This is a genomic window from Micromonospora sp. NPDC005220, from assembly GCF_040607895.1.
GTDB lineage: Bacteria > Actinomycetota > Actinomycetes > Mycobacteriales > Micromonosporaceae > Micromonospora.
Map to the genome: position 1 here is coordinate 67,599 of NZ_JBEXHP010000009.1, position 12,414 is coordinate 80,012.

Annotated in this window: 11 protein-coding genes; 4 read left to right on the forward strand and 7 right to left on the reverse strand. The window is 65.0% G+C overall.

The features are described from left to right. Nucleotides 1-36: 36 nt before the first annotated feature. Both ABZU52_RS06450 and ABZU52_RS06455 read right to left on the reverse strand, forming a co-directional pair. Nucleotides 37-288, reverse strand: coding sequence for a hypothetical protein (locus ABZU52_RS06450; protein ID WP_354970045.1), 252 nt, complete (start codon nucleotides 286-288; stop codon nucleotides 37-39). Further along, nucleotides 285-587, reverse strand: a complete 303-nt coding sequence (locus ABZU52_RS06455) for a DivIVA domain-containing protein (RefSeq protein ID WP_354970046.1) — start codon at nucleotides 585-587, stop codon at nucleotides 285-287. Before ABZU52_RS06455 ends, ABZU52_RS06450 begins: the two co-directional genes overlap by 4 nt. Before the next feature lie 180 nt (nucleotides 588-767). Between ABZU52_RS06455 and ABZU52_RS06460 the strand changes: the two genes are divergently transcribed. The 4 genes from ABZU52_RS06460 (at nucleotide 768) to ABZU52_RS06475 (ending at nucleotide 4,550) form a co-directional block, all read left to right on the forward strand. Then, nucleotides 768-1,706 carry a helix-turn-helix transcriptional regulator gene (locus ABZU52_RS06460; RefSeq protein WP_354970047.1) on the forward strand — a complete coding sequence of 313 codons (939 nt, stop codon included), beginning with the start codon at nucleotides 768-770 and terminating at the stop codon, nucleotides 1,704-1,706. Continuing rightward, on the forward strand, nucleotides 1,699-1,902 hold the full coding sequence (locus tag ABZU52_RS06465) for a DUF397 domain-containing protein (protein ID WP_354970048.1): 204 nt from the start codon (nucleotides 1,699-1,701) through the stop codon (nucleotides 1,900-1,902). The genes ABZU52_RS06460 and ABZU52_RS06465 overlap by 8 nt, the downstream gene beginning before the upstream one ends. 876 nt (nucleotides 1,903-2,778) lie before the next feature. Continuing rightward, nucleotides 2,779-4,203 (forward strand): hypothetical protein, encoded by a 1,425-nt coding sequence (locus tag ABZU52_RS06470; protein ID WP_354970049.1) that lies wholly within the window; start codon nucleotides 2,779-2,781, stop codon nucleotides 4,201-4,203. Nucleotides 4,204-4,340: 137 nt separating this feature from the next. Further along, a complete protein-coding gene (locus ABZU52_RS06475) occupies nucleotides 4,341-4,550 on the forward strand; it encodes a hypothetical protein (RefSeq protein ID WP_354970050.1) in 210 nt (69 codons plus the stop codon). A 26-nt stretch (nucleotides 4,551-4,576) separates the two neighbouring features. On the opposite strand, the gene ABZU52_RS06480 is transcribed toward ABZU52_RS06475, so the two are convergent. The 5 genes from ABZU52_RS06480 to ABZU52_RS06500 form a co-directional block, all read right to left on the reverse strand. Beyond that, nucleotides 4,577-5,263 carry a DUF6308 family protein gene (locus ABZU52_RS06480; protein WP_354970051.1) on the reverse strand — a complete coding sequence of 229 codons (687 nt, stop codon included), beginning with the start codon at nucleotides 5,261-5,263 and terminating at the stop codon, nucleotides 4,577-4,579. Nucleotides 5,264-5,266: 3 nt separating this feature from the next. Further along, complete coding sequence (locus tag ABZU52_RS06485) at nucleotides 5,267-6,412, reverse strand: hypothetical protein (protein ID WP_354970107.1); 1,146 nt, start codon at nucleotides 6,410-6,412, stop codon at nucleotides 5,267-5,269. Between the two features lie 17 nt (nucleotides 6,413-6,429). After that, nucleotides 6,430-8,022, reverse strand: a complete 1,593-nt coding sequence (locus ABZU52_RS06490) for a serine/threonine-protein kinase (RefSeq protein WP_354970052.1) — start codon at nucleotides 8,020-8,022, stop codon at nucleotides 6,430-6,432. Nucleotides 8,023-8,124: 102 nt separating this feature from the next. Then, nucleotides 8,125-11,178 carry a type I restriction endonuclease gene (locus ABZU52_RS06495; RefSeq protein WP_354970053.1) on the reverse strand — a complete coding sequence of 1,018 codons (3,054 nt, stop codon included), beginning with the start codon at nucleotides 11,176-11,178 and terminating at the stop codon, nucleotides 8,125-8,127. A gap of 2 nt (nucleotides 11,179-11,180) precedes the next feature. Continuing rightward, nucleotides 11,181-12,350, reverse strand: coding sequence for a restriction endonuclease subunit S (locus tag ABZU52_RS06500; protein WP_354970054.1), 1,170 nt, complete (start codon nucleotides 12,348-12,350; stop codon nucleotides 11,181-11,183). Nucleotides 12,351-12,414 lie beyond the last annotated feature (64 nt).

Here is a 12,414-nt window from a genome sequence, read left to right on the forward strand (position 1 = left end):
GGCCTGCGGTGGATGAAAGCGCAATGGTCGAGCCCCTCATCGGCGCAAGCGGCGGGAGCAGGTGCCGTCGTGGCCGTCGCGCAGGAGGCAGCGCCGGCCGCCGGGCAATCGCAGGTCGCAGAAGACCCGGTGGCGGAGGAACTGCTGGTCCTCCTCGGAGACGGTGGTCTCCCCCGGGTCCACCATCGGCAGCACCAGCATCCACCGGCCGATGACCCGGGCCAGGCGTTGCGCGGCGGGCAGGTCGGTGGCGACGACGGGCAGATGGATGACGTACCGCTGGCTCATTGGGCCTGGCCCCGCTCGTTGCGGGCACTGGCCTGGTCGGCCTGCCGGCGACGCAGGCCGGCCTTGATCCGGACCGTCTCGAGGCGGCTCTCGGCGAGAGCGGCGTAGACGGCGGCCATGTCGCCGGCGACCCGGTCGAGGAAGGCGTACACGTCGTCGGGGTTCAGACCGCGACGCCCGAACCCGGCCGGCGCGAAGCGGCGCTCGCGCACCTGCCACGGCAGCAGACTGGTGTACGCGGTAGAGCGGTAGGTCGCACCACCGCTCGCCGTCCCTGGTCGCTGGTTTTTGGCGTTCATGTCTGCCTGCCTTCCTGACACGGAGGGGCGAGGGTGTTCGGGGAAGCACGGCGGCCGTTCGGGGGGACCGGACGGCCGCCGCGCTGTGATCAGCCTGCGACAGTCCGCAGTAGAAACGCAACGTTCTAAACCGCAATTTCGCCGTTGTGCATTGACTTTCTTTGCCGAAACCCGTAGGAGTTGCAGGAGCAGGTCACGCAGCGTTGCGTCACGGAACCAGGGAGTGTGCGGATGCCCGAGGACATCGGATCGACAGTGCCGCGCCGGCAACTCGGCCGGCTGCTGCGACAGTTCCGCAACGAGGCCGGGGTGACGCTCGACGCCGCCGCCGAGGCCCTCGAATACAGCCGGCAGAAAATCTGGCGCCTCGAATGCGGGCAGGGCTCAGTCCGGGTGCTCGACGTCAAGGCGATGTGCGAGCTGTACGGGGTGTCGCCCGAGATGACCGAGGCGATGCGCGGGCTGGCCGTGGAAACGAAGTCGAAGGGCTGGTGGCACGCGTACGGCGACGCGGTGCCGAACTGGTTCGAGCTGTACGTGGGCCTGGAATCCGCCGCGGCCCACCTCCGCGAGTACGGCGAGAACCTCATCCCCGGGCTGCTGCAGACCCGCGCCTACGCATTGGGTCTGTTCCGACCCACAAGTCGGTTGAGCATCGAGGAGCGCGAGCGGGCGGTCGAGGTGCGGCTGAAGCGTCAGAGTCTGCTCACCCGTCGGCTTCCACAGCCGCCGCACCTGGACGCTGTTCTCTCGGAAGCGGTGCTACGCCGTGTCGTCGGTGGCCCGACCGTGATGAGTGAGCAGCTCGCTCGCCTGCTCGAAGCATCGGAGCTGCCCAACGTGTCGGTTCGTATTGTGCCGCTCGCGGCAGGGCCACATCCCGGTGCGGTCGCAGGCTCCTTTGTTCTCCTGGACTTCCCGGCTACGAAGGGCGGTCGGGCCGTCCCGGAACCGTCGGTCGTCTACAGCGAGTCGCTGACCGGGGCGCTCTACCTCGACAAGCCGGACGAGCTGCGGGCCTATGAAGACGTCTGGAAGGGTCTGGATGCACTCGCACTGGATCAGGCAGACTCGAGGGACATGATCAAGCAGATCGTCGGGGAGATGCGGCATGACTGACCTGACCAGCGCCGTCTGGCGTAAGAGCACCCGCAGCGGCGACAACGGCGGCAACTGCGTCGAGGTTGCCACCAATCTCTGCGACCGGGTCGCTGTCCGCGATTCCAAGGATCCGGACGGGCCATGCCTCCTCTTTTCATCTACTGCGTGGGTCTCCTTCAACTTCGCCATCCGAAGGGACGCCCTGACGCGTTGAGACCTACGGTTGGCGCCACGGCACGGGCGGTCTCAGCAACTGCCGCCGTCCTTGCCCACTTCCTCGCCCTTCCTCAACTCTTCGTCTGGTTTGGACCAGCCGCCCGGAAGACATAAGCAGCCCGGCCGGCCCTATCCCCCCTCCTCGCCTGTCGCAACAACGACAGAAATCTTCAACCTCGTCGTCACAGACAGGAATGTCTTCAGAACCGAACGTGATTCTCCTTCGGACATTCTTTCACTAGACGCAGGGGGCGATGTGGTTTCGAGTCTCGAGCGCACCTCAACCAAGCAGGAGCGGGGTCATCAGCGGACCCCGAATACAGATGAGGCTTACCGGATCACAGCCTCGGGCTCCCTGCCCTCACCTCAGTCCACCTTCCTGATCTGCATGGCACTAGCACTCTTGTTCGTCTTCGTCATCGCCGGCCCACCGCCAGCATGGGACGGAGTCGTCAGATGGACCACCCGAGCGCTCGCCGGTATGGTCTTTGTGCTTCTGCTGGCCTGGCACACCCGACGTCGCTACTACCGCCCCCAGACACGCTCGCACCGACCGACTAAGGTTTGGCGCCTGCCGGACAACCAGGTGAATGTCCTTCAGCGCAGCGCGGGCCAGACCACAGCGCTCAGTCGCTTGAACGAGGCGGATTCGGCGCGCGCCCGGGCATTCACTTCTGCGATCATATTTCCCTCCACCGTACGACAAAGAATTACCGAGCGTTATGAGCCGAGCCAGCGAACGCTGACACAGCGGGTCACAATCGACGCGCAGCTTGATCCTCGCGTGGTGCGGCAAATCCTGCACCCGAGAGCCAATAGCGTCCCCCACCAGTCGCCGGTTCCACCGCAGCGGCAGGCCGGGACAGAAGGAACCTTGGCGGAAGGCAGTGCTTCATCGAACGCCGTAGCGGACCGCTCTGGCCTCCACGACCAGCCCGTAATCCTGTTTCCCGTCCTGGTACCCCGTAAGGGCGAGATGGTGGACAACCTTCACGTTCTTGCAGCCGACGGGAGCGCCCTGCCGGTCCTTTCGTACCGACAGTACCTTCAACTCGTGGCCCAGGTCCTCAGGACTCTACTTGACATCGCATACGGCACCGACATTTCTAAGAGCACCCACAGCAAGGCCTTCGACGCAGAGCAGGTTGCACTCCGAGCGGTGATGCGCCGAGCCGGGATTATCGACCGGGATGACGACGATTCCGCCAGCGATGAGCTCGACCGGGCGGCGAACTCGGCAGACGGTCCAGATGTGGTCAACCCGGCCGCGCTCCGGCTCGCCCAACAACTCGTCAAGAAGCTCACCTCGAACTATGCGGTCGTCGCGGCGGTTCCCTGTCCGCCGGACGGTCGATTCGTCGTGTCCTATGAGCGGATGATGACTCCGGCCCTCGAACTCGCACCATTCAAGAAGGGAGTCTTGAACTGGCTGAAGGCCAGGGCCCGACTCGTGCTCGGCTCTCGCCCGGTAGACTTTTCCATAACCCTGGACAACGCGTGGACGACGCAGAGCTATCACCTCTTGATCGACGCACAGGATGGAGTTTTCGTCGGCGTTCAAGAATCGGAAGAGCTAATCGACTATCTCGACGCTCACTGGAACCGCCGTAAGGAGATACGCCGGGAGGACGCCAAGAAGCGGCGCTTCAATTCATCGACTACCGGCGGCTCCACCGTCGACACGACCACGCCGCCCCCGTACTACCGCTTCCGGCGCCGTGCAGGCCAGCGCTACGCGCACTTCTACACTCGATTCTTCCCCGAGCCAATGGAGGAACTCAAGAAGGAGCATGGCATCCCGAACGTGCGTTTCCGTTTCTACGAAGTTCCACCCGGCTCTGTGTTCCGGGCCGTCATAACGGCATCCGCCGCCGCGTTGCTGATCTGGCTGATCGGCTTCGTGGCCTCGCGAAAGGCCGACCCGGGCACGGACGTTCCCGCTTTCCTCTTGGTGTTTCCCGCCGTGGCCGCCGCTTGGCTGGGCTTCGACGGCCAACCCCGACGTCTTCTTGAGGGGACGCTTGCGGCCAGGATCTCCCTGGTCACCACGGTTCTCTGCTCCATCGCCGCGAGCGGCCTATTCATGATCTACAAGGCCGACCTTCCCTACTTCCGCTGGGAGAACGTGGCGGACATGCAAATCTTGGGAATCAAGTCCATGGCTTGGAGCGCGCTGACGCTCCTGGCGACTCTGAACGCGGCCGCGATCGGGTACGCGTATCTTGCGCGCACCTGGGAGTTCATGCATCTCTCCGGCAGGGCCGACAACTTCGGGAGCGCAAAGGAGAACCTCCACTGAGGTGACACCCCCTGCTACACTCAGCGCCACCTCAGCAGCACTGGACGCGACGGACCTGCACCGAGAAGCACCTGCACGAGCGTCTCTCAGTTGATCCTTCCGATCATCTGACACGTATCACAGGAAGGAGCACCAGCGTGGGGCTGTGGATAGGAGAAGACAACGCGATGGCGACCGACTCGGAGTATCACATCTCATCACATGACTGGCCGGCAGGATCGGAAGCGAACGATCTCACGTTCGAACAGGCGAACCAGGTCTTCGATCTCTTCGACAGCTATTACCCTTTGGCGGTCCAAGGTCTATCGTCAGTCACGATCCCCGTTCCACAGGAGACCGACGACTAATGTCACACACGCGGCCGCGTAAGCCACTAACGGTCGCTGCCGGGAAGCCGAATGCCGCGGCACCTGTAGCCCGTGTGTTCGTCGCGATGACGCATCCACATGACGACATCCAGCACCCTGATGATACTGATAGTGCTCGGCAGGCTGGACTGACTCCGGACGTTGGCCAGGCGCTGGGCTAGCAACCCATCTTGATCATGTAATCGACCGTTCAGCCAGCACCAGAACCTTTTGCCTGTCCGGAAGGCACAGGCGACGACCTCGTCGTAGACCGGTACGAGCTGAGGCCGCTTGCGTGCAAGCACCTTCCCTGCCACAACCCAGCCGATCCCGTCGGCATTGCGGAGCAAGCGCCAAGCCAGGTCGGCTCGTCCTCCTCTGTCAATGAAGGGCGTGGCCGTGGGGTGGCCCAACGGAACATCTGTCGGTATCTCGCGTAGCTCGGCCGTCACGGCCTTTCCCAGCGGGCCCTGCAACAGGTTGAGAGCGGTACGTGGTGGCACCCGGACGCTGAGCAACTCGACCGCGATCAAATCCTCCGCCGTGATGATGTTGCAGGTCTCCAGCCGATCGCCGCCGCCTCCGAGCCGCTCGAACTGCCCGCCCGTGAACGCCGACCCGCCCGCGACCCCGAAGTACCGCTGCAGGTCGGTGACTGACTGCGGTTCGTCCAGGACGGCAAGAATCTGCGGGAGGGTCAGTGAATGTCTCACTCTTCACCCCCCGATTGCGACCCGCCGCCGGATCTCCTTGAGCGACACAACGTCGCCGGTTCGGGCGTCCTCCGCCGACCAGAAATCTAGTCCGTCGGTGGCTCGCCGAGCGGCGGTGATTGACGTGCCGTACACCTCGGTCTTCACCGCCTCACCAGCCGCGCTCGGGGATCCGAGAGTCCGTCCGCCATAGCGGATGCTGCCGTCGGCGAGCAGCTCGGCGACATACTGCTTGCCGAGGTACTTGCCGTAAAGCCGGCTGCCCGGGCGCAACCGGCCGGCCCTGATCAGGTCGATCACCTTCAGCGCTCGTTCGGCGTCCGACACGGGCCGCTTGGGCACACGCCTTCTGCCGGGACCGACCGGCGGCAACTGCTGAGGCACCGTGGGAGTGGCGGCTACGTGCACCGCGTGTACCGGCTCGACGTGCTCCACAATTGAGACGGGGCTGACAGACGTCACGCTGGTGGGTGCTGCCGACGACGGGAAGTCGAACGTGGCACGGACCCTGATGAGACTGGACCGGACCTCGTCCCGGCTCAGTCTGGACAGGCGACGGTCAAGCATCGCCACCAGATCCGCCGCCGGCTCCCCGTCACCGAAGAGTTCGAGCAGCTCCCCGTGAACTTGGCGATCGACGAAGTAGCCCTTCCAAAGCTCTTCAATGCGGTTGTCCCGCATATTGTCCTTGCTCAGCAACGACAACATCTCCACCGCGTCGTCGAGGTCCTCCTCTAGGCGGACGGCGCGGAACAATTTGTGCTCGATGGGCACGGGCGCGTGGGCGTTGTAGATTCGCCATTCTGCGCCGTCGGTCAACGCTACCCATTCGACCCCCGCCACCGCGGCATAGCTGATGGTCTGGTTGGCCCACCGCGGATCGTCCAGGTTCTCCCCGAGGCCTTTTGCCTCGATGAACAGCCGTGGTGTTCGCAGAAGAAGGAGAGCGTAGTCGACAGGATTGTCCCTGCCACGTCGGCGATACTCACGGTGGACCTCGTCCGGGTCAAACAGGTCCCACCCGAGGGCCCCGATGACCGGCTCGATGAGCCCGGCCTTCGTGTTCTGCTCACCGATGCGCTGGTGCTGACGGCGGAAACGCGCCATCCGTTCGACACACTGCTTGAGCGCATCTTCCAGATCGAACATGCTCACCGTACCTCTCGTCATGCATCTGCCTCGCCGGTCACGCTCTCGCCCAGTCGATCGAGATGTATTAGCAACATCTCGATCTCCCTCGCTGCGGGCGACTGCGGTCCGTACAGCTCGGTGACGCTTCTATGCAGATCTGCGAGCTGGCGGCGGGCGGCAGTCACTTCGCCAACGCCGGCGGCAAGCATGGCGATCTGTTGCCGCAAGGGGAACAGCTCCGGCGAGCCCACCGGCATCACCTGCTGCTCCTCCGCGAGCAGTGAGCGCAACTCGGCCAACGCCGACGTCGCCTCGCCTAGCTCCGCCTGGCAGACCGCCGCCTGCTGCCGGCACTGCCAGATCAACTCCTGATCCGGGACCGGCCGCTCGGACAGGTCGGGGATAAGCCGCTGGAACTCCGGCAACGCCTGCCGGAATGCCCCGGCCAGGACGTACAGGTTGGCCAGTTTGAGTCGCAGCTCCAGGATGCTCGGCTGCTTAGCGCCGCGTCCCTTCCTGAACGGACGCAGTGCCGTTTCGAGCAGTTGAGCAGCCTGGGTGAACCGCTCCTCCTCGGCGAGCTCCCAGGCGCGCTCTTCGACCTCGGTCAGTTCGTCGAGGGACAGCGGCTCGACGACCTCCGGCGCCGAGCGCGGCCGGACGATGTCCACCCTGGTCGGCGCCAGCGGTGCGCGGGGCGGTAGCGGACCGAACGGGTAACGGTGTGGCATGGTCGGATCGACAGACTGTCCGTCGGCGACCATCACCGCCAAGTCGTCGGCCACGCCGGGCTCGACCACTCCGAGCGGCGCCAGGAGCTCGTACACCTCGGCGGCGGACCCGGGCCGGTCCTGCGGGTCCTTGGCGAGCAAGTGGGCGACGAGCCGCACAAGCACGTCGGGCACACCGGCGCGATGTTCCGTGACCGACGGGATGGGGTCGTTCATGTGGCGGTGCAGCAGGCCGAGGGCGCTGTCCGCGCGGTACGGCGGCTCGCCGGTCAGCAGCTCGAACAGCACGCAGCCCAGCGCGTAGAGGTCGGCCCGCGGCCCGACCGCGCTGTTGAGCGCCTGCTCCGGGGCCATGTAGGTAGGCGTGCCGAGGGTGTGGCTGGTGGCGGTCAGCCGGGGCACATCCGGGCCGAGCAGCGCTGCCACCCCGAAGTCAAGGACCTTGACCGATCCGGTCGGGGTGACCATCAGGTTCTGCGGCTTCAGGTCCCGGTGCACCAGGGAGGCGGCGTGCGCAACGGCGAGCACCGAGCAGATCTGCGCGCCGATGGCGGCTGCCCACGGCACGGCGAGCCGGCCACGCTCGGCGATCAGGTCAGAAAGGAGCAAGCCCGGTACAAGCTGCATGACGATGTAGACGTCGTCACCGTGGTGGCCGACATCGTGGACGCTCGGCACACCCGGATGGTCCAGCCGAGCGGTGACCCGGGCCTCCCGCATGAACCGTTCGACCGCGTTGTCCCGCTCGTTCTCTGGGATGGTGAGCTTGCGGAGGAACTTGATGGCGACGGGCCGGTCGAGCTTCTCGTCGAAGCCGCCCCACACCTCCCCCATGCCGCCATGGCCGAGCGGGTACGTCAGCTCGTACCGATCGGCGACGCGCTCCTGCGCCCGCATCAAGCCCCCACTGTGCGTCGCGGTCAATTGCAGCTGTCGGTGCTGTTAGTGCTTGCCACCGTACAAGGCATTCAGTTCGCGATAGGCGTCGAGCCTGAGCGCTCAGGCGATGCCCTTGCGACGGCGGATCATCTGGTACGCCTGCCTGCGGGCGAACTGGTTCAGTTGCGACCGCAGGCTCTCGTCGTCCAGGTAGCGCTGCATGAGCTTCCCGTTGTCGTCGTGGCGGGACAGGATCACGTCCTCGATCCGCTTGTCGCAGACGACGCCGAAGTTGCTCTCGTCGTTGACCATCGCGGCGGCTTCGAGGGTGCCGTCCTCGGCAAGGGCGACGATCTGCTGCTCGACCCAGACCTTGTCGGCCTCGCCGAGCCCGATGCCGAACCTGTCGTTGAACGCGTCGATCAGCTCGGACAACACGACCTTCTCCAGGTCGTGCTGTCGGCCCGCACCGCCGCCAAGGAAACCGGGAAGCATCTGCTCGCCCTCCGGCGACAGCGACGCGTCGTGCTCGCCGGTCTTGCTGACCCGCAGGTGGGTCAGCTGCACCTCACCGATGTCGACGGACGCGTCACGGGGCCGGGGCAGCCGGTTGAGCAGCGCCCGCCCGTACAGGTAGAGCCGTTCCAGGTCTTCGTCGTGGTAGGGCACGACCTGGCTGAGGAACGCGTACATGCGGGTGTAGTCGCGCAGCGCGGACCGGAAGGTGTCCGCGGCCTCGGCGTCGTCGGCGGCCAGGGCGTTGAAGCGCTGCACGGCCGGCTCCGTGAAGCGGTAGAGGGCGCCGTGTGCCCGCTGAAGTGCGGTGTCGCTGGTTGCCTTCTGCTCGGCGGTCAGCAGGGCTTCGGCGTACGCCTGCATCTCCGAGTTGACCAGGACCGGGTACGCCGTCACCGCGTTCTGGGCGGTGTAGAGCAGGTTCGGGTCGGTGGGGCTGGTGGCGGCGGTCTCGAAGTACGGCTTGAAGTGCTCGGCGATGTCGCCGGCTTCGTTGACGAAGTCGAGGACGAAGACGTCACCCTGTGCCTTGAGCGGGTGGGTGCGGTTGAGCCGGGAGAGGGTCTGCACGGCGGCGACGTTCTTGAGCAGCTTGTCGACGTACATCGTGGTGAGCAGCGGCTGATCGAAGCCGGTCTGGTACTTCTCGGCCACGACCAGGATCTTGTACTCGGTGTCCTGCTTGGCCTTCGGCGTGCCGGCGTGCTTGTCGTCGGCGGCGGTGTAGGCGAACCGCTCGGGCAGCTCGCCCTCGCTGAACCCGTTGCTCCGCGCTTCGGTGTGCTCGACGCCATCGACCTCCAGGTCGCCAGAGAAGGCGACCAGGGAGTCGCAGCCGACGTAGCCCTGCATCTCCACGTACTTCTTGATGGCGGTGTGTAGGCGGACGGCGGCCTCGCGGGAGCCGGTGACCACCATGGCCTTCGCGCGGTTGCCCAGGCGCGGCGCGGTGTGCTTGCGGAAGTGCTCGACGATGATCTCGGCCTTCTGCGCCTGCATGGTGGGGTGCAGGCTGGCGAAGCGGGCGAGCTGGGCGCCGGCCTTCTTCGGGTCGACCTCCGGGTCGTCGGGGTTGGCGTTGGCCAGCTTCCAGTACGACTTGTAGGTCAGGTAGTTGCGCAGCACGTCGAGGATGAAGCCCTCGTCGATGGCCTGCCGCATCGAGTACGTGTGGAACGGCTGCGGGTTACCGGTGACCGGGTGCGGCGTGCCGAACAGTTCGAGGGTCTTCGGCTTCGGCGTGGCGGTGAACGCGAAGTACGACAGCGTCTCGTGCCGCCCGCGGGCCAGCGCCGACGCGGTGAGCAGGTCGCCCGACTCGTCCACGTCGTCGCTGCCGAGCTTCAACAGCACCTTCTTCAAAGCGGCGGCCGAGTCGCCCGACTGCGACGAGTGCGCCTCGTCAACGATGACCGCGAACCGCTTCCCGCGGAGCCCCTGCACCTGATTGAGGATGTAGGGGAACTTCTGCATGGTGGTGATGACGACTTTGGCCGTCTCGCCTTGGAGGGCGGCGGCGAGTTGTGCGGAGTCCTTGTCGATCCGCTGCACCACCCCGGGCACGTGCTCAAACTGGAAGACGGTGTCCTGCAACTGCCGGTCCAGCACCACCCGGTCAGTGATGATGATGACCTTGTCGAAGACCGGCTCGTTCGGGCGCAGCCCCTTGGCCCGGGCGTCGTCATCTAGCGCGGGGGCGGTGTGCAGGCTGGAGAGCCGGTGTGCCAGCCAGGCGATGGTGTTCGACTTCCCCGAGCCGGCCGAGTGCATGACCAGGTAGTTGTGTCCGGAGCCGTTACGGGCGGCGTGGTCGGCGAGCCGTGTGACCGCGTGCCACTGGTGGTAGCGCGGGAAGATCAGGCTCCGAGACTCCTTCTCGGTGTGCAGGAACCGCCGGACCAGGTCCATCCACGTGTCCGGGTGCCAGATCTGCTCCCAGAGGTAGGCGCTGCGGTAACCGGATGCACCCGCCGGCGGGTTGCCGGCCCCGCCGGAGACGCCAGGGCCCTCGGAGCCGGTGTTGAAGGGCAGGAACCGGGTCTTGTCGCCGGCCAGCTTCGTCGTCACGAAGACGAGGTCGGGATCGACGGCGAAGTGCACGAGGGTACGCCTCGCGAACAGCAGTTCCTTCGGGTCCCGGGTCTCGCGGTACTGCTTCTTGGCGTCCTCGACGGTCTGGCCGGTCAGCGGGTTCTTCAGCTCGGCAGTGGCGAGGGGGATGCCGTTGACGAAGAGGACCAGGTCGAGGGTGTTGTTATTGCTCGTCGAGTAGGCGAGCTGGCGGGTGACGGTCAGCCGGTTGGCGCGGTAGAGCTTGAGCGCGTCGTCGGTGATGGCGTGGGCGGGCTTGAAGTAGGCGAGACGGATCAGGACGCCCTTGTCCTTGACGCCACGGCGGAGGACGTCCAGGGGGCCGCGCTCGTCGATCTGCTTGGCGAGGTATTGGGCGAAGTGGCGCTGCGCCTCGTCGGGGTTGTTTCCATGGTACGCCAGCAGCTTTGCCCACTCACCCGGCTGGGTAGCACCGATGAACGCGAACAGCTCGGCAGTATCGAGCCCAAGTTGCTGGCCGTAATTGCTGGGCGTCCCGCCCAGCCATCCAGAGCCCAGCAGGGCCGCCTCAATCGCCGCCTCGAACGACTGTTCTTGATGGACCATCGTCACACTTCCACCTCCCGCGCCGTCGCGACCTCGATCCGGCCGGTCATCGCAGCCGTGATAAGCGCCTGTCGCCGCTCTTGAAGACGGGCCAACTGACTCTCAATGGCCACGCGCACTCGGTCGACCGTCTCAAGGTGCTTTTCGAGATCCGCGACGATCTCATGCTGACGATTGACGGAGGGCAGAGGGACAGGAAATCCTAGAATCTTACTGCTGTTAGTCGACGCAAGGTTGGTCGTTTTAACTCCGGTGCTTTCGAAATAGCATCGGCCATGGACAGAGCGAGTAACTAGAGCAAGATAATCTGGATTGAGGCTGGCCTTGTCAACGCGAATCGCAAAAACGTGGTTCTGGTGGAGGCAGTCGGTCAACTCGCCACGCCAGACTGTTCCTCGCCCAAGCTTGTCAAGATCTCCGCCCTCGGTCATCAAGACATCCCCGGGCCGCAAGGTGCTTCGAGCGGCCAGCGCACGAGGCACTGTGATATCGGCGACCGAGCTAAGGCTAACGTAGCCTGCTTGAACATTTGCCACCCGAAGGTAGGGTCTGGTGACGTCGTCGTCGGTTCTCCTGCGGGCTCCGTCGACAGTGAGCCCGCCCTGAAGTCGACTTACATAGCCGAGCCGGACGAGAGGAATGTCCCTGGCAAGTACTGGCAGCCACGGAAGCCGAGCGTCCCGAGAAGCTTCGTTCAGAATGCCCGGGGTCACAGCCTCGGAGATCAGCGCTTGAACATGCTCGGCGAGTGCCTTTAGCTGAGCCGCCCTCAGGTCCTCAATTTTATTCAGCCGACCAAGCTCGACGTCGAGGAATTCGACAATTCGCCGCTGCTCCTCAAGCTCTGGCGCCGAGACGTCCAATCGCAAGATGTCCTCCGGACTCACTCGCTGGTGACTCCTGGTAACGGACTGCACTTGAGCGTCTAGTGATTGACGGGTTGTTTCAGAAGACAGGAGGTAAAACAAGAACCGAGAGTCGACGGTCTGCGGGCGTAGTGCTACGAACTCGGTTGATGCGACAACCGGGCCGGCCGAGGCTCGGGCGATAACAACGCGGCTCTTTCGCGGGTTGAGTTTACTAATCAGGACCTCGCCACCCCGAAGGCAAAGTTTCGCCGAACGAATTTCTGCAGCGTCCTCGACCTGCCCGTCGCCGCTCACTTCGAGCACCGGGATGCTGTAATGGAAAACCTCAGGCCCGAGGCAGGCTGGATCCACTACAGAGCGCACTTCG